Annotated in this window: 19 protein-coding genes; 4 read left to right on the plus strand and 15 right to left on the minus strand. The window is 70.0% G+C overall.

Features of this window, described 5'->3' with window-relative positions; genetic code table 11:
- The 3 genes from ADK36_RS44930 to ADK36_RS44940 form a co-directional block, all read right to left on the minus strand.
- Positions 1-663: aromatic ring-hydroxylating oxygenase subunit alpha (locus ADK36_RS44930; protein WP_048586773.1), on the minus strand; the 663-nt coding region annotated here is incomplete at its 3' end.
- 19 nt (positions 664-682) lie between these two features.
- A complete protein-coding gene (gene solA, locus ADK36_RS44935) occupies positions 683-1,831 on the minus strand; it encodes an N-methyl-L-tryptophan oxidase (protein ID WP_048586774.1) in 1,149 nt (382 codons plus the stop codon).
- Positions 1,832-1,902: 71 nt separating this feature from the next.
- Positions 1,903-4,350, minus strand: coding sequence for a GcvT family protein (locus ADK36_RS44940; protein WP_053201678.1), 2,448 nt, complete (start codon positions 4,348-4,350; stop codon positions 1,903-1,905).
- Between the two features lie 363 nt (positions 4,351-4,713).
- On the opposite strand from ADK36_RS44940, the gene purU (ADK36_RS44945) reads away from it, so the two are divergent.
- Both purU (ADK36_RS44945) and ADK36_RS44950 read left to right on the plus strand, forming a co-directional pair.
- On the plus strand, positions 4,714-5,586 hold the full coding sequence (purU, locus tag ADK36_RS44945) for a formyltetrahydrofolate deformylase (RefSeq protein ID WP_048586776.1): 873 nt from the start codon (positions 4,714-4,716) through the stop codon (positions 5,584-5,586).
- A 102-nt stretch (positions 5,587-5,688) separates the two neighbouring features.
- The gene (locus ADK36_RS44950; RefSeq protein ID WP_048586777.1) at positions 5,689-6,486 is read left to right on the plus strand and encodes an IclR family transcriptional regulator; all 798 of its coding nucleotides are present in this window, start codon (positions 5,689-5,691) and stop codon (positions 6,484-6,486) included.
- A gap of 37 nt (positions 6,487-6,523) precedes the next feature.
- On the opposite strand, the gene ADK36_RS44955 is transcribed toward ADK36_RS44950, so the two are convergent.
- The 9 genes from ADK36_RS44955 to ADK36_RS44995 all read right to left on the minus strand — a co-directional run bounded on the left by ADK36_RS44955 (position 6,524) and on the right by ADK36_RS44995 (position 20,723).
- Positions 6,524-7,126, minus strand: a complete 603-nt coding sequence (locus tag ADK36_RS44955; RefSeq protein WP_048586778.1) for a sarcosine oxidase subunit gamma — start codon at positions 7,124-7,126, stop codon at positions 6,524-6,526.
- Entirely contained in the window at positions 7,119-10,349 is a 3,231-nt protein-coding gene (locus ADK36_RS44960) for a sarcosine oxidase subunit delta family protein (RefSeq protein ID WP_048586779.1), read from the minus strand. The genes ADK36_RS44955 and ADK36_RS44960 overlap by 8 nt, the downstream gene beginning before the upstream one ends.
- A gap of 11 nt (positions 10,350-10,360) precedes the next feature.
- The gene (locus tag ADK36_RS44965) at positions 10,361-11,593 is read right to left on the minus strand and encodes a sarcosine oxidase subunit beta family protein (protein ID WP_048586780.1); all 1,233 of its coding nucleotides are present in this window, start codon (positions 11,591-11,593) and stop codon (positions 10,361-10,363) included.
- The gene (locus ADK36_RS44970) at positions 11,590-12,444 is read right to left on the minus strand and encodes a bifunctional methylenetetrahydrofolate dehydrogenase/methenyltetrahydrofolate cyclohydrolase (protein ID WP_048586781.1); all 855 of its coding nucleotides are present in this window, start codon (positions 12,442-12,444) and stop codon (positions 11,590-11,592) included. The genes ADK36_RS44965 and ADK36_RS44970 overlap by 4 nt, the downstream gene beginning before the upstream one ends.
- Positions 12,445-12,481: 37 nt before the next feature.
- Positions 12,482-14,920, minus strand: coding sequence for a GcvT family protein (locus ADK36_RS44975; RefSeq protein WP_053201680.1), 2,439 nt, complete (start codon positions 14,918-14,920; stop codon positions 12,482-12,484).
- 218 nt (positions 14,921-15,138) lie between these two features.
- On the minus strand, positions 15,139-16,125 hold the full coding sequence (locus tag ADK36_RS44980) for an ABC transporter substrate-binding protein (RefSeq protein WP_048586783.1): 987 nt from the start codon (positions 16,123-16,125) through the stop codon (positions 15,139-15,141).
- A 13-nt stretch (positions 16,126-16,138) separates the two neighbouring features.
- Positions 16,139-18,148 carry an ABC transporter permease gene (locus tag ADK36_RS44985; protein WP_048586784.1) on the minus strand — a complete coding sequence of 670 codons (2,010 nt, stop codon included), beginning with the start codon at positions 18,146-18,148 and terminating at the stop codon, positions 16,139-16,141.
- The gene (locus tag ADK36_RS44990) at positions 18,148-19,233 is read right to left on the minus strand and encodes a quaternary amine ABC transporter ATP-binding protein (protein ID WP_048586785.1); all 1,086 of its coding nucleotides are present in this window, start codon (positions 19,231-19,233) and stop codon (positions 18,148-18,150) included. The genes ADK36_RS44985 and ADK36_RS44990 overlap by 1 nt, the downstream gene beginning before the upstream one ends.
- A gap of 20 nt (positions 19,234-19,253) precedes the next feature.
- On the minus strand, positions 19,254-20,723 hold the full coding sequence (locus tag ADK36_RS44995) for an aldehyde dehydrogenase family protein (RefSeq protein WP_053201682.1): 1,470 nt from the start codon (positions 20,721-20,723) through the stop codon (positions 19,254-19,256).
- Between the two features lie 218 nt (positions 20,724-20,941).
- On the opposite strand from ADK36_RS44995, the gene purU (ADK36_RS45000) reads away from it, so the two are divergent.
- Positions 20,942-21,814 (plus strand): formyltetrahydrofolate deformylase, encoded by an 873-nt coding sequence (purU, locus tag ADK36_RS45000; RefSeq protein WP_048586787.1) that lies wholly within the window; start codon positions 20,942-20,944, stop codon positions 21,812-21,814.
- A gap of 87 nt (positions 21,815-21,901) precedes the next feature.
- Here purU (ADK36_RS45000) and ADK36_RS45005 read toward each other — a convergent pair whose 3' ends face one another.
- Positions 21,902-22,738, minus strand: a complete 837-nt coding sequence (locus ADK36_RS45005) for a methylenetetrahydrofolate reductase (protein WP_048586788.1) — start codon at positions 22,736-22,738, stop codon at positions 21,902-21,904.
- 3 nt (positions 22,739-22,741) lie between these two features.
- Complete coding sequence (betA, locus tag ADK36_RS45010) at positions 22,742-24,412, minus strand: choline dehydrogenase (protein ID WP_048586789.1); 1,671 nt, start codon at positions 24,410-24,412, stop codon at positions 22,742-22,744.
- A 202-nt stretch (positions 24,413-24,614) separates the two neighbouring features.
- On the opposite strand from betA, the gene ADK36_RS45015 reads away from it, so the two are divergent.
- Complete coding sequence (locus tag ADK36_RS45015; protein WP_048586790.1) at positions 24,615-25,361, plus strand: IclR family transcriptional regulator; 747 nt, start codon at positions 24,615-24,617, stop codon at positions 25,359-25,361.
- Positions 25,362-25,370: 9 nt separating this feature from the next.
- Here the strand turns inward: ADK36_RS45015 and ADK36_RS45020 are convergent.
- Positions 25,371-25,724, minus strand: a 354-nt coding sequence (locus tag ADK36_RS45020) for an SRPBCC family protein (protein ID WP_276525842.1), incomplete at its 5' end; no start/stop codon positions are given.

The raw sequence follows: 25,724 nt of genomic DNA on the forward strand, positions 1-25,724 counted from the left end.
CTCGGGCAGCACCTCGGTCAGTTCGGGGTGGATGGTCGCGCAGTGATAGCACTCCATGAAGTTCTCGATGATGAGCTTCCAGTTGGCCTTCACGTCGTACGTGATACGGCGGCCCAGCTGGAGGTTGTCGATGTCGTAGCGCTCGATCGACTCGACGTCGCCCAGCCGCTCGACGATCGCGCCCATCACGTCGTTCTCGAAGGACGGCGGGGTGTCGGCCAGACACACCCACACATAGCCGAGCCACTCCCGGACGTGGACGTTGACCAGTCCGTACGCGGTCCGGTCGATGTCCGGCATCGACGTCAGGTTCGGCGCGGCCACCAACTTGCCGTCCAGGCCGTACGTCCACGCGTGGTACGGGCACTGGAAGGCCCGCTTGACCTCGCCGGACTCCTCCGTGCACAGCTTGGCGCCACGGTGCCGGCAGATGTTGAGGAACGCCTTGACCGAGCCGTCACGGGCACGGGAGATCAGCACGCTCTCCCGTCCGACCTGGTAGGTGCGGAAGCTGCCGGGCTTGTCCAGCTCGGCGGCACGCGCCGCGCAGAACCACATGGACTCGAAGATCCGCTCCTGTTCCCGTGCGAAGACCTCGGGATCGGTGTAGTGATCGCCGGGCAGCGTGGCGATCAGGCTCGGGGGCAGGCTGGTGGTGGTCATCGAAATCACCTCGGGAAGGTCAGACGCGCACACGTCGGGGGTCGAACAGGGCGATGGGGTGATCGGTGGTGCCCTCGGTGGCCAGGTCGGCGAGGATCTCGCCGATCACGGGCACGAACTTGAACCCGTGACCGGAGAATCCGCAGGCCACGGTCACCTGCGGGTGCTCGGGGTGCGGGGCGAGAACGAAGTGCTCGTCCGGGGTGTTGGCGTACATGCAGGCGGCCGCCTTGAGGAAGCGGCCGGGCAGGGCGGGGATGCGCGGGCGCAGGTACTCGGCCATGGCCGCGATCTCGTCCGGGTGGACCTGGCGGTCGAGGGTGTCGGGGTCGCTGGGGACGCCCTTGCGGAAGAAGGCGACCTTGGCGCCGCCGTCGGGGCCGTCGAGGGAGGGGAAGCCGTAGATCTGGGTGCCGTCCGGGTCCTCCCAGACGTAGACGGGGTGCCGGTCGGCGGTGAACGGGCCGGTGCCGCCCTCGGGCTGGAACCAGTACATGACCTGGCGCTCCACCGTCACGCTCACGCCGAGGCCGGAAAGGAGCTTCGGCGCCCACGCCCCGGGGGCGATGACCAGGCGGTCGGCGGTGTAGGCACCGCGGTCGGTGACCACCCACGCCTTGCCGCCCGGACCGTCGGCCTCCCAGCCGAGGACCATTTCCGCGAAGTGCAGCTCCGCGCCGTGCGCCCGGGCCAGGTCCAGGTGGGCGGTGACGGTGGCCTCCGGCCTGGCTATGCCGGCCCGGCGCTCGTAGAAGGCGACGTCCTCGGGTGCCGGGGCGAAGGTGGGGAAGCGGCGCCGGATGTCGGCGGCGCCCAGGACCTCGTGGTCCAGGCCCCACTCGTGGGCGCTGCGCAGGGTGCCCGCGAAGGCCTGACTCTCCTCACGGCCGATCATGAGACCGCCGGTCTCGGTGAAGACCTCGCGTCCGGAGTCGGCGGCCAGCTTCTCCCACAGTTCGCGGGCGCGCAGCAGCAGGGGTACGTAGGCCGGGTCCTCGAAGTAGGCCTGCCGGTAGATACGGGAACCGCCGTGGCTGGAGCCGAGGTTGTGGGCGGGGCCGAAGCGCTCGATGCCGAGCACTCGCTGACCGCGGGCGGCGAGGTGACAGGCGGCCGCGCTGCCCATCCCGCCCAGGCCGACGACGATCACGTCGTACGAAGTGGCCATGTGTCCATCTCCTGGGAACCTTTGGGAATCTTGCCGATGAGGGTTGGTGTCCGGTCGGCGCTCGTCGCCGTTCAGCGCCGGATACGGGACATCTCGGGGTCGAACAGGGGCTCCGCGGCGGTGACGGCCGCGACCCTGGCGCCGAAGTACTCGATCTCCACCGGGGTTCCGGGGGCGGCGTGCCGGGCGGGCAGCCAGGCGTACGCGATCGGTGCGCCGATGGTGTAGCCGTAGGCGGCGCTGGTCACGTAGCCGACCGGGTGGCCGTCCACGTACACCGGTTCATGGCCCAGCACCACGGACTGCTCGTCCCGGACGATCAGCGGGGTGAGCCGGCGGGTGACGGTCTCGTCGCTGATGCCGTCGAGTGCGGGCTTGCCGGTGAAGTGCTGCTTCTTGCGCCGGACGGCGAAGCCGAGGCCGGCCTCGTAGGGGTTGTGCTCGGTGGTCATGTCATGGCCCCACGAGCGGTAGCCCTTCTCCAGGCGCAGGCTGTTGAAGGCGCTGCGGCCGGCGGCGATGATCCCCAGCTCCTGCCCGGCCTCCCACAGGGTGTCCCAGAGCTTGGCGCCGAGGTCGGCCGTGGTGTAGATCTCCCAGCCGAGTTCGCCGACGTAACTCAGCCGCATCGCGGTGACCGGGACGTCGCCGAGGTAGGTCTCCCTGGCCTTGAAGTAGCCGAAACCCTGGTGCGAGAAGTCCGCGTCGGTCAGGGGTTGTACGAGGTCGCGGGCGAGCGGGCCCCAGACACCCAGGCAGCAGGTGCCGGCGGTGATGTCGCGTACGTGCACGGAGCCGTCGGCCGGCAGATGCCGGCGCAACCAGTCCAGGTCGAGGTTGCCGTTGGCGCCGATCTGGAAGCGCTCGGTGTCCAGGCGGGCGATGGTCAGGTCGCTGCGGATGCCGCCGGCCTCGTCGAGCATCAGGCTGTAGGTGACCGACCCGACCGGCTTGTCGAGCTGATTGGTCGTCAGGGCCTGGAGGAAGGCGAGCGCTTCGGGGCCGGTGACCTCCAGCCGCTTCAGCGGAGTCATGTCGTACAGGGCCACGCGCTCGCGGGTGACGAGGGCCTCGGCGCCGGCGATCGGCGACCAGTAGCGGGACGCCCACTCGCCCCGGCCGGGGATCCGGGCCACCTCGGGCAGCGCGGCGTTGGCCTCGTACCAGTGCGGGCGTTCCCAGCCCCCACCCTCCAGGAAGACCGCGCCGAGGGCCTCCTGACGGGAGTGGAAGGGGCCGACCCGCAGGGGGCGCGGCGACTCCATCGGCTGGAGCGGGTGCAGGATGTCGTACACCTCGGCGAAGTTCTGGCAGCTGCGCTCGTGGACATAGGAGGGCGCCAGCTGCACCTCCTCGAAGCGGTTGACGTCGCACTCGTGGACGTCGGTGCCGGGGCGGCCGTCGACCAGCCACTCGGCCATGGCCCTGGCCACGCCGGCCGAGTGGGTGACCCACACGGCCTCCGCGAGCCAGAAGCCCCGGACCTCGGACGACTCGCCCATCAGCGGCATCCCGTCGGAGGTGAAGGAGAAGACGCCGTTGAAGCCCTCCTCTACCTTCGCGTCGGACAGGGACGGCAGGAGGGAGACGGAGTCGGCCCAGGCGCCCTCGAAGTCGGCCTCGGTGAACGCGAGGGAGGACGGCATCCGGTTGTCACGGGGGTGGGCGACCTCGTCCAGCCGGACGGGCATCGGCCGGTGGGCGTAGGAGCCGATGCCGATCCGGTCGACCAGCTCGCGGTAGTACAGGCCGGCGTCCTGGTCGCGCAGGATCGGCAGGGACGCCTCGGTGTGCTCGTCGTTGCGCCCGGCGAGCACGGGGAGCGCCGTGGTCCTGGCGTACTGGTGGGCCAGGGGCACCAGCGGCACCGTCTGTCCGACCATCCGGCCGATCTTCGGGCCCCAGAAGCCGGCGCAGGAGACCACGATGTCCGCCGGGAACGTCCCCTGGTCGGTGACCACCGCGCTGACCCGGTCCCCGGTCGTCTCGATCCCGGTCACCGTGTGGTGCGGGAGGAAGCGGGCGCCGCGGGTCGTCGCCAGGCGGGCCTGCGCCTCGCCCGCCCGCAGCGCCTTGGCCAGGCCGTCGCTGGGGATGTGGAATCCGCCGAGTATCCGCTCGGGGTCCAGCAGAGGGTGCAGGGCGGCGGACTCCTCGGGCGCCAGGAGGCGGCTGTCGACTCCCCAGGAGCTCAGCCACCCGTGCCGACGCTGGATCTCCGCCAGCCGCTCGGGGCTGGTGGCCACCTCCAGGCCGCCGACCTGCCGGAAGCACCACTGCCCGGCCAGGGTCAGCGCGCTGTACTTCTCCACGGTGTACCGGGCGAACTCGGTCATCGTCCTGGACCCGTTGGTCTGGAAGACCAGTCCGGGGGCGTGCGAGGTGGAACCGCCCGTGGTGAACAGCGGGCCCTGCTCCAGGACGGTGACGTCCGTCCAGCCGCGTGCGGTCAGTTCGTCGCTGAGGGCGCACCCGACGATGCCGGCGCCGATGATGACCACCTTCGGCTGTGCCGCCATGGTCTTCCTCCAGGTTCGTGTGCTGTGACGGGCAGTCAGTGACCGCGGGCGATCCGGTCGCCGAGGCGGGGCGCCCCTACCCCGACGGTGTTGCGTGAAGCGCAACGCACTTCGCCATGAGCAACGATCGACCCAAACTGTCTCCTCGCGGCCACCCACTGTCAAGGGGGTGGACCGGGCGAACCCGCCTCCGCCCCAGCTCTGCCGCACCGACAGCGCCCGGCCCTTGACGGCACCTCACCGCATCCTCATGATGTTGCGCGATGCGATGGCTGTTGTACATAAAGAGACAACACTCCGGCCCACCGCACCGACGACCACCCATCACGTTGCGTACTACGCAGCAGAACGACGGAGGATGGCATGTCCCCTCGACCGCAGCCCGGCCGTGAGTTCGTCCTCACCCTTTCGTGCCCCGACCAGGCCGGCCTCGTCCACGCGGTGACCACCTTCCTGGTGAGCCACAGCGGCAACATCCTGGAGAGCCGGCAGTTCGACGACCGCCTGCAGGACCGCTTCTTCATGCGCGTGCACTTCGACGTCTCGGACCCCGACGTCTCACTGGCGGATCTGCGCACGGGTTTCGGCCCGGTCGGCCAGGCGTACGGCATCAGTTGGCAACTGCACGACGCCTCGACCCCGACGCGCACCCTGATCATGGTGTCGAAGTTCGGCCACTGCCTCAACGACCTGCTCTTCCGCAGGTCCACGGGCGCGCTCAACATCGAGATCCCGGCGATCGTCTCCAATCACCGCGACTTCGAGCCCCTGGCGCAGAGCTACGGCATCCCCTTCCACCACATCCCGGTGACCAAGGAGACCAAGGCGGAGGCCGAGGCACGACTGCTGCGCCTCGTCGACGAGCTCGACGTCGACCTCGTGGTCCTGGCCCGCTACATGCAGATCCTCTCGGACGACCTGTGCAAGCAGCTCGACGGCCGGGCCATCAACATCCACCATTCCTTCCTGCCGAGCTTCAAGGGGGCCCGGCCCTACGTCCAGGCGCACCGGCGCGGTGTGAAGCTCGTCGGGGCCACGGCCCACTACGTCACGTCCGACCTCGACGAAGGCCCGATCATCGAACAGGACGTCGTCCGCGTGGACCACTCGCGCGCCCCTGACGAGCTGGTCACCATGGGCCGGGACGTCGAGGCCCAGGTCCTCGCCCGCGCCGTGGAGTGGCACAGCCAGAGCCGCGTGCTGATCAACGGGCACTGCACGGTCGTCTTCCGCTGAGGGACGCGCGGTCGGAAGTGTGCCGCCCCGCACATGTCCCCGTTACCATCGCGTTCCACGAACCCCGCGGAATCCCCGGAAGCGCATGCGTATAGTTGCGTCATGAGCAACCACACGGCAGAGGGCGAAACAGCCGGTCACTCGGTGGGTGGAGTGCAGTCCGTCGACCGTGCCGTCAGCGTCCTGGAGATCCTCGCCCAGCGTGGCGAGGCCGGCGTCAGCGAGGTCGCCACCGAGATCGACGTCCACAAGTCGACCGCGTTCCGTCTGCTCGGGGCGCTGGAGGCACGCGGTCTGGTCGAGCAGACAGCCGAGCGGGGCAAGTACCGGCTCGGCTTCGGGCTGGTGCGGCTGGCGGGTGCGGTCACGGGCCGTCTCGACATCACCCAGCAGGGCCGCCCGGTGTGCGAGCGGCTCAGCGAGGAGCTCGGGGAGACCGTCAACATCGCGGTCCTCCAGGAGCACTACGCGGTCAACCTCCACCAGGTACGCGGCCCGGGCGCGGTCGGCACCCACAACTGGGTCGGGCAGCTCACCCCGTTGCACGCCACGTCGAGCGGCAAGATCCTGCTGGCCCATCTGCCGGCGGAGGAACGCGCCGAGGTGCTCGCGGCGTCCGGCATGGAGAAGATCACGCCGCACACCCTGACCGCCAGAACCAAGCTGGAGAAGAACCTCGCCGAGGTGCGGGAGCGCGGGTACGCGGTGACGCTGGAGGAGTTCGAGATCGGACTGCACGCCATGGCGGCCCCGATCCGGTCCCACGACGGCGAGGTCATCGGCGCCCTCAGCGCCTCCGGCCCGGCGTACCGCTTCACCGAGGATCGCATGCGCGAGCTCGCCCCCGTTCTGGTCAAGGGCGCACAGGAGATCAGCCACCGGATGGGCTATCTGGGCTGACCTCCCCGTTGCGCGCCCTTGAGCCAACGGCCTTGCGTCAGATGTACTCCGTCGCCGCGTCGAGCAACCAGTCCGCCAGATAGCCGGCGAAGGACGAGCGGACCAGCACCCAGAACCCGGCCCTGGGTTCGCCCCGGGCGACCAGGACGATCTGCGTGCGGCCCAGGGTCGTCTGGGCGCAGCGTCCGGAGTCGAAGGCCCGTGGATGCAGGTCCAGCGGGCAACCGTGGGCCAGCAGGTCACGGGCGCGAGGGCCCGTGACGAGGAGCGTGGTGCGCTGCGCGGAGACGTCGGTGACCGCGACGGGCTCGTCTCCCGCCGCCTCCCGGATCCGGCTCTCCCACTCCGGCCCGCTCCCCGGCGGTCCCACCAGCAGCCATTCGTCCGGCCCCAGCCACAGCACGGTCAGCTCCCCCGCCCGCACCACGGAGTTCGGCTGGAGGGGCAGAGGGACGTCCAGCGCGAGTCCGACGGCTGCCGCCGCCGCTCCCTTGGCGTCGAGGCGCACGTTGAGCTGGGCCAGGAAGGGGAGTTCGGCGAGCCGGATCGCACCCTCGGAGGTACGGGTCGCGGCGGCCAGGCGATCCGCGACCTGCGACAGGGGGCTGCGGAGCGGGGCGGTCAGGGTGTCGTCAGCCATCGCGGCGGGCTCCCTCGGGGTCGTAGAGGACGGGGCCGGCGACGGTCACGGGGACCAGTCGGTCGCCCACGGGGGCGTACAGGCGCTCACCGATGCGGTCCCGGCCGCCCTTGATCAGGGCGAGGGCGAACGTCCGGCCGAGGGCCGCGCTGCGGTAGCTGGAGGTGACGTGGCCGAGCATCGGGACGGGCGGGGCCGGCAGCACGCTGTCGGCAATCAGGTGGGTGCCTTCCGGCAGGAGGGTGCCGTGGTCCTCGGGCAGCAGACCGACGAGGTGCTTGCGGTCGGGGCGGACGGTGTCGGCGCGGGCGTAGGACCGCTTGCCGACGAAGTCCGGCTTCTTCTTCGAGACCACCCAGCTCATGCCGAGGTCCTGAGGGGTGACGGTGCCGTCGGTGTCCTGGCCGATGATCGGGTAGCCCTTCTCGGCCCGCAGGACGTGCATGGTCTCCGTGCCGTAGGGGGTGATGCCGTAGGCCGCGCCGGCCTCGTACAGCGCCTCCCACAGGGCGAGGGCCGCCCACGGTGACACGTTGATCTCGTAGGCCAGTTCGCCGGAGAAACTGATCCGGCAGACCCGCGCGTCGATGCCGGCGACGGTCGTCTCGCGCCACGCCATGAACGGGAAGTCCTCGTTGGCGACGGCGAGTCGGGGGGCGAGCGAGCCGAGGACCTCTCGGGACTTCGGGCCGACCAGGGCGACCGTGGCCCACTGCTCGGTCACGGACGTGCAGTGGACCTTCAGCTCGGGCCACTCCGTCTGGAGCCACTCCTCCATCCAGTCCAGTACGGCGGCGGCGTTGCCCGTCGTCGTGGTGACGAGGAAGCGGTCCTGGGCGAGGCGGATGACGGTGCCGTCGTCGAAGACCATGCCGTCCGGGCGGCACATGACTCCGTAGCGGATCATGCCGACCTTCAGGGTGCTCATCATGTTGGTGTAGAGCCGGTCGAGGAGGACTCCGGCGTCCGGGCCCTGTACGTCGATCTTGCCGAGGGTGGAGGCGTCCATGAAGGCCACGCCCTCGCGGGCCGCCCGGCACTCGCGCAGCACGGCGGCTTCCATGTCCTCGCCGTCCCGCGGGTAGTACCAGGGGCGCTTCCACTGGCCGACGTTCTCGAACAGGGCGCCGTGCGCGACATGCCACGCGTGGAGGGCGGTCGTGCGGACCGGATCGCTCAGCGCGCCTCGGTCGCGGCCCGCGAGGGCGGCGAAGGAGACCGGGGTGTAGGGCGGGCGGAACGTGGTCGTGCCGAGCGCGGAGATGTCCACCCCCAGCAGTTCGGCGACGACGCCACTGGCCAGGACGCCCGAGGTCTTGCCCTGGTCGTTGGCGGTGCCGGCCGTGGTGTAGCGCTTGGTGTGCTCGACCGAGCGCATGCCGGCGCCGGTGGCACGGGCCAAGTCGTCGACGGTGACGTCGCGTTGGAGGTCGACGAAGCGGGGGGCGTCCGAGGCACCCGGCACGACGTACACGTGCATGGGCGGCGTCTGCGGGAGCGCCGCCACGTCCGGGAGGCTCGGCGTCTCGGCGGTGTAGCCCTCGGCCTCGACGGCGCGGGCTCCGGCGGCGGCACCCTGGGCCAGGACCTCGGCCGGGTCGTGGAGACCGCTCGCGCCGCCCACGACCTCGACCGCCTGGCGGCAGGTGTCGGGGACGAAGGAGCCCAGTGCCTCGTCGTAGCGCAGTTTGCCGCCGGACTGGCTGAACAGGTGGGCCACCGGGTTCCAGCCGCCGGAGACGAGCAGCAGGTCGACGGCGTACTCACGCTGCCCCACGGACTGTCCGTACGGGGCGACGGTCACGGCCGTGAGACGCGGGTCGCCGTCCGTGCCGGTGACGGCGTGCCCGGGCAGCACCTCGATGCCGGCCGCCCTGGCACGCTTGGCCCACTCCCCCGGTTCGGGTCGGGTGTCGACGATCGCCGCGACGGCCACGCCGGCCGCGGCGAGGTCCAGCGCTGCCGCGTAGGCGCTGTCGTTGGTGGTGAGGACGAGCGCGTGGCGGCCGGGCAGGGCGCCGTGCCGGTTGACGTGGGTGCGGGCCGAGGCGGCCAGCATCACTCCGGGGCGGTCGTTGTCGGGGAAGGCCAGCGAGCGCTCGTGGGCGCCGGTGGCGAGGACCACGTGGCGGGCGCGGATGCGCCAGACGCGTTCGCGGGAGACGTTCTCGGGGGCGTCGGCGCCGAGGTGGTTCGTGCGGCGCTCGACGGCGAGGAGGTGGTTGTCGTCGTAGTAGCCGAAGACGGTGGTGCGGCGCAGGACGCGCACGTCGGGGGCGGCGTCGAGCTGTCCGGTGACGTCCGCCACCCAGTCGAGGTGCTCGGCCGTGCCCAACAGGCTGCCGCCCGGCTCCGGTTGGTCGTCCGCGAGGATGACGCGGGCGCCGCTTCTCGCCGCCGCGGCGGCCGCTGCGAGGCCGGCCGGGCCCGCGCCGACGATCAGCAGGTCGCAGTGGGCGTGTACGGCGTCGTAGCGGGCGGGGTCCGGTTCGGTGGCGAGGCGGCCCTGGCCGGGGAGGCTGCTCGCGACCAGGCCGTCGTACAGCTCGACGGTCGTCGCGGGGAGCATCGGCTCGGGGAAGGGGGCCTCGATCTGGACGACCGCGTTGGGTTCCTCGACACCGGCCGAGAAGATGCCGCGAGGGCGGCCCAGCTTGATGCTGGTGCCCGCCTGGATGACGCCGTTGGCGAGGAGGGCGGAGGCGAGGGTGTCGCCTCGGAAGCCCTGGTATTCGGTGCCGTCGAAGGTGAAGGTGAGGGGGGTGTCGCGGTCGATGCGGCCACGGGTGGAATGGCGGAAGAGGGATTCGCCCCCGCCGCCCCTACCCGTCCCGTCCTGAGGGCTGCCGCCCCCAGGCCCCCGCTTCGGCACTGAAGAGGCCTCGTCCTCAAACGCCGGACGGGCTGGTTGTGCCGGGCTCGGCTGAGAAGTCACCGGGCGCGGCTCCACCGTCGCCGGACGCTCCTCCCCCGCCCGGTACACCGCCAGGACCTCGTTCGTCGACGTGTCGCGTACCGCGTTGAACCAGCGGCGGCAGCCCGCCGCGTGGGTCCAGCGTTCGGCGAAGGGGCCCTTCGGGTTGTCGCGGAAGAAGAGGTACCTGGCCCACTCCTCGTCGGTGAGGGACGCCGGGGTTTGCGGGTACGGCACGTGAGCCTGGCCGCCGTAGTGGAACTCGGCCTCGTCGCGGGGCCCGCACCACGGGCAGGGGATGAGCAGCATGGTTCGGCTCCCTAGTGGGCCACAGCGGCCGCGCCGTGCTCGTCGACGAGCGCGCCGGTGGTGAAACGGTCGAGCGAGAAGGGGGCGTTGAGGGGGTGGGGCGTGTCGTGGGCGATGGTGTGGGCGTAGACCCAGCCGACGCCCGGGGTGGCCTTGAATCCGCCCGTGCCCCAGCCGCAGTTGAGGTAGAGGTTGTCCACCGGGCTGAGGCCGACGATCGGCGAGGCGTCGGGGCTGACGTCGACGATGCCGCCCCAGGTGCGCAGTACGTGGGCGCGGGCGAAGACCGGGAAGAGTTCCAGGGCCGCGGACATCTGCTCCTGGATGATGTGGAAGGCGCCGCGCTGGGTGTAGGAGTTGTACGCGTCGATGCCGGCGCCCATGACCAGTTCGCCCTTGTGTGCCTGGCTGACGTACACATGGACGGCGTTGGACATGACGACCGTCGGGTGCACCGGCTCCAGCAGCTCGGACACGAGGGCCTGCAACGGGTGGCTCTGGACCGGGAGTTCGATGCCCGCCATGGCGGCGAGGACCGAGGTGTGGCCCGCGGAGCACAGGGCCACCTTGCCGGCCGCTATCGGGCCCAGGGTGGTCTGGACACCGACCACCCGGCCGCCGACCACGTCGATGCCCGTGACCTCGCAGTTCTGGATGATGTCGATCCCGGCGGCGTCGGCGGAGCGGGCCAGGCCCCAGGCGACGTGGTCGTGCTTGGCGATGCCGCCGCGCGCCTGGTAGGTGGCGCCGAGGACGGGGTAGCGCACGTCCGGTGAGATGTTGACGATCGGGCAGACCTCTTTGACCTGCTCGGCGTCGAGCCATTCGGCGTCCACGCCGTTGAGCCGGTTCGCCTCGACGCGGCGCACGCTGTCGCGGACGTCCTGGAGGCTGTGCGCGAGGTTCAACACGCCGCGCTGGGAGAAGAGGATGGGGTAGTCGAGCTCCTCCGCCAGTCCCTCCCACAGCTTGAGCGCGTGCTCGTAGATGCCGGCGCTCTCGTCCCACAGGTAGTTGGAGCGGATGATCGTGGTGTTGCGGGCCATGTTGCCGCCCGCGAGCCAGCCCTTCTCCAGCACGGCGACGTTGGTGATGCCGTGGTTCTTGGCCAGGTAGTGGGCGGTGGCCAGGCCGTGGCCGCCGCCACCGACGACGATCACGTCGTACGAACGCTTCGGCTCCGGCGTGCGCCACAGCCAGTCGGGGTGCTCGGGGAGCTCGGCGCCGGGTGTGCGGGGACTCATCTGGCGTTCCTCTCGGCGGCCTCGACGACGTTGGCGAGCAGCATCGCCCGCGTCATGGGGCCCACTCCTCCGGGCATGGGCGCGACCCATCCGGCGACCTGCGTGGCGTCCGGGTGTATGTCGCCGACCAGTCCCTGTTCGGTGCGGGTGATTCCGACGTCCAGGACCGCGGCGCCGGGGCGCAGCATGTCCTTGGTGACCAGTCCGGGCGAGCCTGCGGCCGCGATGACGATGTCGGCCTCGCGGACGTGCCAGGCCAGACCCTTGGTGCCGGTGTGGCACAGGGTCACGGTGGCGTTCTCGGAACGGCGGGTGAGGAGGAGGCCGATGGGGCGTCCGACCGTGATGCCCCGGCCGATCACGCAGACCCGTGCTCCGGCGAGGGGCACCTCATGGCGGCGGAGCAGTTCGACGATGCCGCGCGGGGTGCACGGCAGCGGGGCCTCGACGCCCAGGGTGAGCCGGCCGAGGTTGACGGGGTGCAGTCCGTCGGCGTCCTTGGCCGGGTCCATGCGTTCCAGTACGGCGTTGGCGTCCAGGTGGCGCGGGAGCGGGAGCTGGACGATGTAGCCGGTGCAGGCGGGGTCGGCGTTGAGTTCGTCGATCGTCTCCTCGACCTGCTGCTGCGTGGCGTCGGCGGGCAGGTTCCGGCGGATGGAGGCGATGCCCACCTGGGCGCAGTCGCGGTGCTTGCCCGCGACGTAGGCGTGGCTGCCGGGGTCGTCGCCGACCAGGACGGTGCCGAGGCCCGGCGGGCGGCCGTCCGTGGCGGTCAGCTTGGCCACCCGTTCCGCGAGTTCGCGGCGGATGTCGGCGGCGGTCGCCTTGCCGTCGAGCAGCTGTGCGTTCACCGGCGGTGTTCCTTCCCTCGGAATCGACGCTGGGGTGTCAGCCACGGAGACGTGACATCGTGGGGTCGAACAGGGGCTCCTCGGCGACCACTGCCTCGATGCGCTGGTCGAAGTAGCCGATGTGCACGGTGGTGCCGGGGGCGGCGAGTTCGGCGGGGAGCCAGGCGTAGGCGATGCCCTTGCCGATGGTGTAGCCGTAGGCGGCGCTGGTGACGTAGCCGACCGCGTGGTCGCCGTCGTAGACCGGCTCCTTGCCGAGGACGACCGACCGGGGGTCGTCGATGGTGAGGCAGTTCAGCTTGCGCCGTACGTTCTCCTTGCGGCGCTCCAAGGCGGCCTTGCCGATGAAGTCGCCCTTGTCGAGCTTGACGGCGAAGCCGACGCCGGCCTCGTAGGGGTCGTGCTCGTAGGTCATGTCGGTGCCGAAGGAGCGGTAGCCCTTCTCCAGGCGGAGGCTGTTGAAGGCGCCGCGGCCGGCGATGACGCCGCCGAGTGGCCTGGCCGCCTGCCACAGGGTGTCCCAGAGCTTCTGGCCCTGGTCGGCGGTGGTGTAGAGCTCCCAGCCGAGTTCACCGACGTAGGACAGGCGCATCGCGGTGACGGGTACCGAGCCGATGTAGGCGCGCTTGGCGCGGAAGTACTTGAGGCCGTCGTTGGAGAAGTCCTCGTCCGTCAGCGGCTGGAGGACCTTGCGGGCCAGCGGGCCCCACAGGCCGATGCAGCAGGTGCCGGGGGTGATGTCGCGTACCTGGACCGTGCCGTCGGCGGGGAGGTGGCGGGTGAACCAGTCGAGGTCCAGGTTGCCGTTGGCGCCGACCTGGAAGAGGTCGCGGGCCAGGCGGGCGACGGTGATGTCGCTGCGGATGCCGCCGTCGTGGTCCAGCAGGAGGGTGTACGTGACCGAGCCGACGGACTTGGCGACCTTGCCGGTGCACAGGCCCTCCAGGAAGTCGCCGGCACCGGGGCCGCTCACCTCCAGGCGCTTGAGTGCCGTCATGTCGTACATCGCGACGGACTCGCGGGTGACCTGGGCCTCGGCGCCGACGATGGGCGACCAGTACTGCGCAGCCCAGTCGCCCGGGGTGGGGATGGAACGGCCTTCGACCAGCCGGGCGTTGGCCTCGTACCACTGCGGGCGCTCCCAGCCGTTCGCCTCCAGGAAGAAGGCGCCCTGCTCCTGCTGGCGCGCGTGAAAGGGGCTGGTGCGGATCGGGCGCGGGTCGCCGGAGGGCTGGAGGGGGTGGAGGATGTCGTAGACCTCGACGAAGTTCTGGCAGTCGCGGGCCAGGACGTACTCCGGGGCCAGCTGGTGCGGCTCGAAGCGGTTGACGTCGCACTCGTGCAGGTCGAAGGAGGAGCAGTAGCCGTCGACCAGCCACTCGGCCATGGCCCGGCCGACGCCCGCGGAGTGGGTGACCCACACGGCCTCGGCGACCCAGAAGCCCTTGACGTCCTGCGACTCGCCGAGGAGCGGGAAGTTGTCGGTGGTGAAGGAGAACAGGCCGTTGATGCCCTCCTCGACCTTGGCGTCCTTCGTGGCGGGGAGCAGGGACTGGGTCTCGGTCCAGGCGGGCTCGAAGTCCTCCTCGGTGAACTTCAGGACGGACGGCATCTCGTCGGCCTCGTCCACGGAGAGGATCTCGTCGGCCGTGATGGGCATCGGGCGGTGGCCGTAGTAGCCGATGCCGATGCCGTCGAAGCGGTCACGGTAGTAGAGGTCGGCGTCCTGGTGGCGCAGGATCGGGCGGACCGCTTCCTCGGTCTGGCCGGCGAGGGCGGGTACCGGACCGGTCCAGGCGAGCTGGTGGGCGAGCGGGGTCAGCGGGAGGTTCATGCCGGCCATGCGGGCGATCTTCGGGCCCCAGATGCCGGCGCAGCACACCACGATGTCGGCCGCGATCTCGCCCTGGTCGGTGAGGACGCCGGTGACGCGCCCCTCGCTCTGCTGGACGTCCAGGACCTCGTGCCGGGCCAGGAAGCGCACGCCGCGCTCGGTGGCCCGGCGGATCTGTGCCTCGACGGCGAGCACGGCCTTGGCGAGGCCGTCCGTCGGTACGTGGAGGCCGCCCAGCACCCGGTCCCGGTTCACCAGGGGGTGGTACTCGACGCACTCGTCGGGGGTCACCAGCCGGGCCTCGATGCCCCAGGCGGCGAGCCAGCCGTGCCGGCGGCGCAGTTCCGCGAGGCGCTCGGGGGTGGTGGCCACCTCCAGGCCGCCGACCTGGAGGAAACACGGCTTGCCGTCGACGTCGAGGGAGCAGAACTTCTCGACGGTGTAGCGGGCCATCTCGGTCATGGCCTTGGAGGAGTTGGTCTGGAAGACCAGGCCGGGCGCGTGCGAGCTGGAGCCCCCGGTGGCGGGCAGCGGGCCCTGGTCGACCACGGTCACTTCGGTCCAGCCCCGCTCCGAGATCTCGTCCGCGAGAGCCGCGCCCACGACGCCCGCTCCGATGATGACCACTCGGGGTCCCGCCATCGCCGCACCTCCGGTTTTAAAACCAGTTCCGCCGGTTCAGTTGCTGTCTGCGCAACATGCTTCAGGTTGCGCAACTCAATGTGCCTGCCGCACAGGTGGGTGTCAAGGGGGTCCGAGAGGCCGGAAAACGGGCCGGAAAACGGCAATGCCCGGCGGGCGGCGCGCATCGCGCGCGCAGCGCCCACCGGGCATGTCCGACCGGCTTGTGACCTCGGGTGTTACTTGATCCAGGCGTCCACCTTGGCGCGGTTGGCCTCGACCCACTTCTTGGCCGCCGCCTCGGGCGTCATCTTGTCCACCGCGATGGACTTGGCCACGGCGTTCTGGTCGTCGTTCGTCCAGCTGAAGTTCTTCACCAGGTCATAGGCGGGGCTGCCCGACTTGGCGAACTTCGCGCTGACGATCTTGTCCAGCTTGTACACCGGGTAGTCGCAGTCGACCTTCTCGGGGTCGGCGTCGCAGCCCTCCTTGTACTCGGGCAGCTTGACCTTCTCCAGCGGCACCTCGGACATGAACCACTGCGGCTCGTAGAAGTAGCCGATCACCCACTTCTTGTTCTTCTCGGCGTCCCGGAAGGCCTGGATGAGGGCGGTCTCGCTGCCCGCGTACACGACCTTGTAGTCCAGCTTCAGGTTCTTCACCAGTGACTCGTCGTTGGTGACGAACGACGGGTCGCCGTCGAGGAGCTGGCCCTTGCCGCCGGACTCGGACGTCTTGAACTCGGCCGCGTACTTGTTGAGGTTGTTCCAGTCGAGGATGTCCGGGTGCGCCTTGGCCAGCCACGGCGGCACGTACCAGCCGATGAGCCCTTCGTTGCCGGTCGGGCCGGCGTCGACGGCGGTCTTCTGGTCGGTGATGTACTTCTTCTTCAGGTCGTCGTGGCCCCAGTTCTCGACGACGGCGTCGACCTCGCCCGTCCCGAACCCCTGCCAGGCGATCTCCTCCTTCAGGTCCTTCTGGGTGACCTTGCAGCCGAGGTCGTGCTCCGCGACGTACGCGAGGACCGCCGCGTTGGCCTCGTAGCCCACCCACGGATTGACCGCGAGGTTGAAGGCGCCGCACTTGCCGTCGCCGCCCGAGCCGCCGGCGTCCGAGGAGCTGTCACCGACCTTCGCACCGCCGCAGGCGGTGAGGGTGAGCCCGAGAACGGCCATGCCCGCTATGCCGGCCGTGCCGACTCTCCACTGTCTTGCTTGCCTTGCCATGGTCAGTTGCTCCTTACGCGCTGGTACGCCGCGCCGCTGCCTGAGTGATCCGGTCGAACATGACTCCGAGAAGGACGATGGCGAGCCCCGCGGCGAGCCCCTTCCCGAACAACTGCCCCTGCGAGAAACCGGCCACGACGTCGTAGCCGAGGGCGCCGGCGCCGACCAGGCCGCCGACCACAACCATCGACAGCACATAGATCAGGCCCTGATTGGTCGCGAGAGTCAGGGCGCCGCGTGCCATCGGCAGTTGAACCTTGGTGATGATCTGCCAGGTGTTGCACCCGGCGGAGGTGGCCGCCTCCACGGTCGTCGCGGGCACGTTCCGTACGCCGTCCGCGATGATCTTCATGGCGACGGGAGCCGCGTAGACGACGGCGGCGACGATCGCTGTGAAGCGGGTCGCGCCGAACAGTGCGAGGAACGGCACGAGGTAGACGAACGGCGGCATGACCTGGGCTGCGTCCAAAGTGGGCCGGATCAGCCGGTCCACCAGCGCGCTGCGGCCCATCCAGACGCCGAAGACGACGCCGAGCAGCATCACGAGCACCGTGGCGACGAGGGTGGACGCCAGCGTCGTCATGCCGTCCGACCAGACTCCGGTGCCGACCAGCAGACCCACGCAGACGGCCGTGGTGATACCGGCGCGCCAGCCGCCGAGGACGACGGCGAGTGCGATGAGTGCCGCGCCGACGAGCCACCAGGGGGAGTCCGTGAGCAGCGCCTGGAACGGGTTGAGCAGACTGTTGGTGAGGACATCCCGGAAGGCGTTGGTGAGGCCCGAGAGGTTGTCCTGCACCCAGGTGGTCACGCTGTCCGCCGTGCTCCTGATGGTGGTGCCGGTACTCCCCTCGCCGGGGAACTCCGCGGCCCACAGATAGGTGTGGGACAGATAGGCCAGCACCGCCACGACCGCCGCACCGGCCGCCAGCAGCGGGCGTCGCCAGGTGATGAAGCGGTTCTTCGAGAGGCGGGTGGCCTCCTCGCGTGCGCTCGCCGCGGTGGTGACCCGGTCCAGCACGATGGCCATGACGACGATGGCCAGCCCCGCGTTGAAGGCCGTGCCGACGTCGAGCGTCTGGAGCGCCTGGACGACGGTCTTGCCGAGGCCGGGCGCGTCGATCAGGGCGGCGACGGTCACCATGGCCAGGGCGGCCATGATGGTCTGGTTGACGCCCATCACCACGGTCCGCTTGGACATCGGCAGCAGGACCTTCATGAGGGACTGCCGTCGCGTGGCGCCCAGCGAGTCGGCCGCCTCCACCGTCGTCTCCGGGACGGAGCGGATGGCGTGCGCGGTGATGCGGATCGTCGGCGGCGCCGCGTAGATCAGCGTGGCGATCGTGGCGGAGGCCGGGCCGATCTGGAAGAACAGCGTCAGTGGGGCCAGGTAGACGAAGGCCGGCATGGTCTGCATGAGGTCCAGGAAGGGCGTCACGAACCGGTTGAACCGGTCGGACAGCCCCGCCCACACACCCAGCGGGATCGCGAACACCAGCGCCACGAAGACGGCGGAGACGGTGAGCGCCAGGGTGTCCATGCTCTCCTGCCACAGGCCCTGCAGGCCGAGGAAGGTGAAGCCGGCCACCGTCAGCAGCGCGACCCGCCAGTTGCCCACGGCCCAGGAGACATAGCCGGCGATGCCGACGACACCGAGCCAGCCGATCTGCGGGACGGGCCGGCCGACGGACGGCTGTGAGATCAGCTCCTGGACGAAGGTCACCAGGGGGTCGATGACCAGGCGGATCTCGTTGAAGAAGTACAGGAACAGCGGGTTGGAGTTGCGGTTCGCGCCGATCGAGTCGTTGACGTCGTTGAACCAGCGGTGCAGGTCGGTCAGGTCGGCCGCCCCCAGGGCGAGGGTCTGCTTGCCGCGCAGTACGGCGAACAGCACCAGCCAGACGACCAGGATCGCGCCGACCACCATGGACCGGCTGACCTTGCGCACGCTCTTGGCGGGAGCGGGCGGCTCGACGGCCCCGGTCTTCTGCGGTTTCTCGGTCTTCTCCACGGCGACGGTCATCAGGCGCCGCCTTCCTGCCCGGCGACCACCGCGAGGATCTCCTCGTCGCCGACGATGCCGAGCAGCTTGCCGTTCTCGACGACCTTGACCGGCTTGTCGGCCGCGAGCACCGCCCGGGTGGCCTCCTTCACCACGACGTCCGGGCCCAACTCGGGTCCGTCCAGGGCGTCCTCGGGCTGTGCGGGGCGCATGATCCAGCGCAGGGTGAGCACGTCACCGCGCGGCACGTCCTTGACGAACTCGCGGACGTAGTCGTCCGCCGGGGCGCCGACGAGTTCGTCGCCGGTGCCGCACTGGACCATCTTGCCGTCGCGCATGATGAGGATGCGGTCGCCCAGTTTGAGCGCCTCGGAGAGGTCGTGGGTGATGAACACCATCGTCTTGCCGACCTCGTGGTGCAGGCGGATGACCTCGTTCTGCATGTCGCGCCGGATCAGCGGGTCGAGCGCCGAGAACGGCTCGTCGAAGAAGAGCACGTCCGGATCGCCGGCCAGCGCACGGGCCAGGCCGACGCGCTGCTGCATACCGCCGGAGAGCTGGTCGGGGTAGGAGTTCTCGTAGCCCGCGAGACCGACCAGTTCGACGACCTCCTGCGCCCGCCTGGTGCGCTCGGCCCTGCTCATGCCCCGAATCTCCAGCCCGAACGCCACGTTGTCGACGACGCGGCGGTGGGGCAGCAGACCGAAGTGCTGGAAGACCATGGAGAACTTGCGGCGGCGCAGGTCGCGCAGGCGCGCCGGGTCCGCCTGGCGGATGTCCTCGCCCTCGAAGACGATCTCGCCCGCGGTGGGTTCGATCAGCCGGGTGAGACATCGCACCAGCGTGGACTTGCCGGAGCCGGACAGGCCCATGACGACGAACACCTCGCCGGGCGAGACGTCGAAGTGGACGTCCCGTACGGCGGCGGTGCATCCGGTGCGGTCCATGAGCTCGCGGCGGGTGAGGCCGCACAACTCCTCGGAGTCCGGCACCTGGTCGGCCTTCGGCCCGAACACCTTCCACAGCCTGCGCACGGATATGACCGGGGTGGAGCCCGAGTCCTGGGGCGTGCCGCGCCGCTGCGGCACCTCGGTCTGTGTGGTCACGTTCGACCTTCTTTCGGCGTTCAGCCGCTGAACCAGCGCTGCGGCCGGGGTTGGATGTTCTGCCAGATGTGTTTGGGCTCTCGGTATTCGTTCAGGCCGGCCGGTCCCAGCTCGCGGCCCACGCCCGAGTGCCCGAAGCCACCCCATTCCGCTTGCGGCACGTAGGGGTGGTAGTCGTTGATCCACACCGTGCCGTGCCGCAGCCGCCGGGCGACCCGCTGGGCCTTGCCCGCGTCCTGGGTCCAGACGGCGCCGGCGAGTCCGTACTCGGTGTCGTTGGCGATGCGTACGGCGTCGTCCTCGTCGGTGAAGCGCTCCACGGTGAGGACGGGCCCGAAGGACTCCTCGTGCACCACCCGCATGTCCTGCCGGCACTCGTCGAGCACGGTGGGCGGGTAGTAGTGGCCGTTCGCGAGGGCGGGATCGTCGGGCCGGGCACCGCCGCAGCGCAGTACGGCGCCCTCGGCGAGGCCGGCCGCGACGTACGCCTCGACCTTCTCGCGGTGCTGTGCGGAGATCAGCGGCCCGGTTTCGGCCGCGGGGTCGAAGGGGCCGCCCAGCCGGATCCGGCGGGCGCGGCGGACCACCTCGTCGACGAAGGCGTCGTGCAGCGGGTCCTCGACGATCAGCCGGGCGCCCGCCGAGCAGACCTGCCCCGAGTGCAGGAAGACGGCCGTGAGGGCGAAGTCCACGGCCGTCTCGAAGTCGGCGTCGGCGAAGACGACGTTGGGGTTCTTGCCGCCGAGTTCCAGCGCCACCTTCTTCACGCCGGCGGCGGCGGTGGCCATGATGCGCCTGCCGGTCTCCAGGCCCCCGGTGAAGGAGACCAGGTCGACGGCCGGGTCTTCGGACAGGGGTGCGCCCACCTCCGGCCCGGGGCCCAGGACGAGGTTGGCGGCACCGGCCGGGAGTCCGGCTTCCTCCAGCGCCTTCATCAGCAGGATCGAGGTGGAGGGGGTGAGTTCGCTGGGCTTGAGGACGATGGTGTTGCCCGCCAGGAGCGCCGGGGCGACCTTCCAACTGGCTTGCAGCAGTGGGTAGTTCCAGGGCGTGATCAGCCCGCACACACCGATCGGCTCGTAGACGACGCGGCTCACGGCCTCGTCGCGGCCGGTGTCGATCACCCGGCCGGCGTCGGTGCCCCCGATGCCGCCGTAGTAGCGGAAGCAGGAGATGACATCGGCGATGTCGTACTCACTCTCCACCAGCCGCTTACCGGTGTCCAGGGACTCGGCGCGGGCGAATTCCTTGACATCGCGCTCGATGATGTCGGCGGTGCGCAGCAGCAGCGCGCCGCGCTCGCGCTCGGGGGTGCCGGGCCAGCGCCCCGCGTCGAAGGCGCGCCGGGCGGCGGCGATCGCCGCCTCGGCGTCGGGGCGCGTCCCTTCGGAAACGGTCGCCGCGAGCGTGCCGTCAGCGGGACATCGGATCTCCCGGCGCCCGCCGGCCACCGGATCCCGCCATGTGCCATCCACATACAGGTCTGCCACGCGCCGAGCCTTTCCACAGAAATTCGTTGCGCATCGTGCACCCAATTGCTTGTGGTGGAACACCATGACGAATACCAAGTCGCACGTCAAGAGGTTCAATGATGACGATTTCGCCATGCGCCCATCCGGCCGCTCACCCTTGACCACGAGCGCGGCCGGGTCGACCATGTTGCGTATCGCTCACCATGTTGTGCAATACGCATCGACGGAGGCCGCATATGTCCCCTCGACCCCAACCCGGCCGTGAGTACGTCCTGACCCTCTCCTGTCCCGACAGCGCCGGGCTGGTCCACGCCGTGAGCGGCTTTCTCGTCAGGAACTCCGGAAACATCCTGGAAAGCCAGCAGTTCGACGATCGACTTCAGGACCGCTTCTTCATGCGGGTCCACTTCGACGTCTCCGATCCGAACGCCGATCTGGAGAAGCTGCGTTACCGGTTCGGTCCGGTCGCCCAGGCCTACAACATCTCGTGGACGCTGAGCGACGCGTCGACCCCGACCCGGACGCTGATCATGGTGTCCAAGTTCGGCCACTGCCTGAACGACCTGCTCTTCCGCCGGCGCACCGGCGCCCTCAACATCGAGATCCCCGCGATCGTCTCCAACCACCGCGACTTCGAGGGGCTGGCGCAGACATACGGCGTCCCCTTCCACCACATCCCGGTGACCAGGGACACCAAGGCCGAGGCCGAGGCGCGGCTGCTGGAGCTGGTGAGCGAGCTGGACATCGACCTGGTGGTGCTGGCCCGCTACATGCAGATCCTCTCCGACGACCTGTGCAAGCAGCTGGAGGGGCGCGCGATCAACATCCACCACTCCTTCCTGCCCAGCTTCAAGGGCGCGCGTCCCTACGACCAGGCGTACCAGCGCGGAGTGAAGCTGGTCGGCGCGACGGCGCACTATGTGACGCCGGACCTGGACGAGGGCCAGATCATCGAGCAGGACGTGGTCAGGGTGGACCACTCCCTCGATCCCGGCGAGCTGGTCACGGTCGGCCGGGACGTGGAGGCACAGGTGCTCGCGCACGCGGTCAAGTGGCACAGCGAGAGCCGCGTGATGGTGGACGACAACCGCACGGTGGTCTTCCGCTGAGCGATCCTGCACAGAAGTGGGCGGGCCGGTCTCCCGGTCCGCCCACCGCTGTGTACGGCAACCTCCCCGGTCGTATACGGCGAGCCTTCAACCACCGAGCCGGTCCAGCAGGGCGCGGCGCCACTTCTCGGTCTCGGCGATCTGGTTGAAGGTGAACAGGTGCAGGCCCGCCACCCCCGCCGCGGGCGCGGTCAGCGCCCCCTCGGCGCGCGCCAGCAGCCCGTCCGGGGAGTACCCGCCGGGCGCCGCGAACCGCAGGAACCAGGAGGGGTGCTTCGTCAGGAAGCGCGTCGACTCCCCCACCCCGACCTTCGTCGCCATGGCCAGCAGCTTCGCCCGCTGCACGGGCCCGGCGACGCCCACATACACGGGCAGGTCGACCTCCCGGCGCCGTATCCGGCCGATCCACTCCCCCAGCACCCTCGGGTCGAAGCAGAGGTTGCTCACGATGTATGTGGCGTGCTCGCGCTTGTCCCACATCGCCTGGACGGTGACGTCGTCGTCGATGAGCGGATGGCTCTCGGGGTAGCCGGTGACACCGATGTGAGCGAAGGGGCCGCCCAGCTCGCTCAGCCTGCGCAGCACGGGCAGCGCCCCGTCGTAGCCCCCGGCGGGCGGGTCGGCGTCGCCGGCCGGGACGAAGACGTCGTCCACGCCCGCCTCGCGGAGCCGGTCCACGGCCTCCTTCAGGTGCGCGTCGTCCCGCAGCAGCCGCGCCGGCACATGCGGGACGACCCGGTAGCCGTGCGCCGCGAGCCGGGCGGCGAGGTCGAGGGTCGGCTCCAGTCCCTTGACCGGTGACGCCGTCACGGTGACCACGACGTCACGCGGGACATGGGCGAGGACCTTGTCCTCGGTCGCCTTCGCGGGCAGCACCTCGTAGCGGACGCCGTCCAGCAGCGCCCGGAGTCGTGCGGCACCCAATGTCTACTCCGCCTGCTTCTGGACGTCGCGGTGGCGGTAGTACGCGGCCTTCGACGGTGCGAGCGGCTCCTTGCCGAGGATCAGGTCGGCGGCCTTCTCGGCGACCATCATCACCGGCGCGTAGATGTTGCCGTTGGTGACGTAGGGCATGACGGAGGCGTCCACCACACGCAGGCCCTCAAGGCCGTGCACGCGCATGCTGCCCGGGTCGACGACGGACATCTCGTCGGTGCCCATCTTGCACGTGCAGGACGGGTGCAGGGCGGTCTCGCCCTCCTTCGCGACCCAGGCGAGGATCTCCTCGTCCGTCGCCACCTTCGGGCCGGGCGAGATCTCCCCGCCGTTGTACGGGGCGAGCGCGGGCTGGTCGAGGAGCTCGCGGGCCACCCGGATCGCCTCGACCCATTCCCTGCGGTCCTGCTCGGTGGAGAGGTAGTTGAAGCGGAGCGCCGGGTGTTCGCGCGGGTCCCTGCTCTTGATCTTCACCGAGCCGATCGCGTCGGAGTACATCGGGCCCACGTGCACCTGGTAGCCGTGGCCGCCCGAGGGTGAGGAGCCGTCGTAGCGGACCGCGACCGGCAGGAAGTGGAACATCAGGTTGGGGTAGTCGACGTCCTCGTTGCTGCGGGCGAAGCCGCCGGCCTCGAAGTGGTTGGTGGCCGCCGGGCCCTTGCGGAACAGCCACTGCAGTCCGATGAAGGGGGCGCGCCACTTCGCCATGTACGGCTGCATGGAGACGGGCTTCTTGCAGGCGTACTGGACGTAGACCTCCAGGTGGTCCTGCATGTTCTCGCCGACGCCCGGGAGGTCGTGGACGACGTCGATGCCGAGGGCGCTCAGCTCTCGCGCGTTGCCGACGCCGGAAAGCTGGAGCAGCTGCGGGGAGTTGATCGCCCCGCCGCAGAGGATGACCTCCTTGGCGCGGACCTGCTGGCGCGCACCCCGGCCGCGCTGGAACTCGACGCCGACGGCCCGCTTGCCCTCGAACAGGACCCGGGTGACGAGGGCGCGGGTGCGGACCGTGAGGTTGGGCCGCTTCATCGCGGGCTTGAGGTACGCCTTCGAGGCCGACAGCCGGCGGCCGCGATGGACGTTGCGGTCGAACTTGGCGAAGCCTTCCTGCCGGTATCCGTTGACGTCGTCGGTGGGCGCGTAGCCCGCCTCCTGGGTGGCCTTGAGGAAAGCGGTGAACAAGGGGTTGGTCGCCGGGCCGCGCTCCAGGACGAGCGGGCCGTCGTGGCCGCGGAACTCGTCGTCCGGGTCGGCCGCGAGGCAGTTCTCCATGCGTCGGAAGTACGGCAGACAGTGCGCGTAGTCCCAGTCCTCCATGCCGGGGTCGGCCGCCCAACGCTCGTAGTCCATGGGGTTGCCGCGCTGGAAGATCATGCCGTTGATGCTGCTGGAGCCGCCGAGCACCTTGCCGCGCGCGTGGTAGACGCGCCGTCCGCCCATGTGGGGTTCGGGCTCGGACTCGTACTTCCAGTCGTAGAAGCGGCTGCCGATCGGGTAGGTCAGCGCCGCGGGCATGTGGATGAAGACATCCCACGGGTAGTCGGACCGCCCCGCCTCCAGTACCAGCACCCGGTTCGCCGGGTCCGCGGAGAGTCTGTTCGCCAGTGCACTGCCGGCGGAACCACCGCCGACGATGACGAAGTCGTATTGCAGGGGAGCCATGGTGCCTCGTCTCGCTCGCGCCGTAGATACGCGAGGCATGCTAGACCCGGTCGCGCTATACGCACCAGGTTGCGAACGACGCAACTTCCGTGGTCTTCATTTCGGTCCGGTTACTTGCAGGGACGTTGTTTACTACGCGTATAGTTTCACTGTGAGCAACTACAGCACTGACACAGAAACGTCTAATTCGGGCGCCGGCGGAGTGCAGTCGGTGGACCGGGCCATCAGCGTGCTGGAGATCCTCGCCCAGCGCGGCGAAGCGGGCGTCAGCGAGGTCGCGGCCGAGATCGACGTGCACAAGTCCACCGCGTTCCGCCTGCTCGGCGCCCTGGAGGCACGCGGCCTCGTGGAGCAGGCCGGCGAGCGCGGCAAGTACCGCCTCGGCTTCGGCATCGTCCGTCTGGCCGGCGCGGTCACGGACCGTATCGACATCACCCAGCAGGGGCGGCCGGTGTGCGAGCGCCTCGCCGAGGAGCTCGGCGAGACGGTGAACATCGCGGTCATGCAGGAGCACTACGCGATCAACCTCTACCAGGTGCGCGGCCCCGGGGCGATCACCGCGCACAACTGGGTCGGCCAGCTCACGCCACTGCACGCCACGTCGAGCGGCAAGATCCTGCTGGCGCACCTCCCCGCCAAGAAGCGGACCGCGCTGCTGACCACCGTCGGCATGAAGAAGGTCACCCCGAACACCATCACCGCGAAGACGAAGCTCGAGAAGAACCTCTCCGAAGCGCGGGAGCGGGGCTACGCCTTCACCCTGGAGGAGATGGAGATCGGCCTGCACGCCATGGCCGCGCCGGTCCGCAACCGGGACGGCAAGGTCATCGCGGCACTCAGCGCCTCCGGACCCGCTTACCGGCTCACCGAGCATCGCCTGCACGAACTCTCCCCGGCGCTGATCAAGGGCGCCGAGGAGATCAGCCAGCGGCTGGGCTACCTGCACTGACCCGCGCGGTTACGGCCGGGGGACGCCGAGACGGTCGTTCACCCAGTCGTGGAAAGCGCCGATGTGGTGCTCGCTGGGCACCAGCACCCCGCCCTTGGCGTACATGCGCGAACTCATACCGGGCTGGGTCCGTTCGCATGCCTCGAAGTCCTGGCGGTTGACCCGGTCGAAGAGTTCCACGGACCGGCTGACGTCCTTGCCGCTCTCGACGACGTGCGGCAGGTACAGCCAGTCGCACTCCACGATCGTGCGGTCCACTGACACCGGGTACATCCGGTGGAAGATCACGTGGTCCGGCACGAGGTTGACGAACACCTGGGGCCTGACGGTGATCGCGTAGTACCGGCGGTCCTGGTCCTCGGC

This window comes from Streptomyces viridochromogenes (assembly GCF_001270495.1).
GTDB lineage: Bacteria > Actinomycetota > Actinomycetes > Streptomycetales > Streptomycetaceae > Streptomyces > Streptomyces viridochromogenes_A.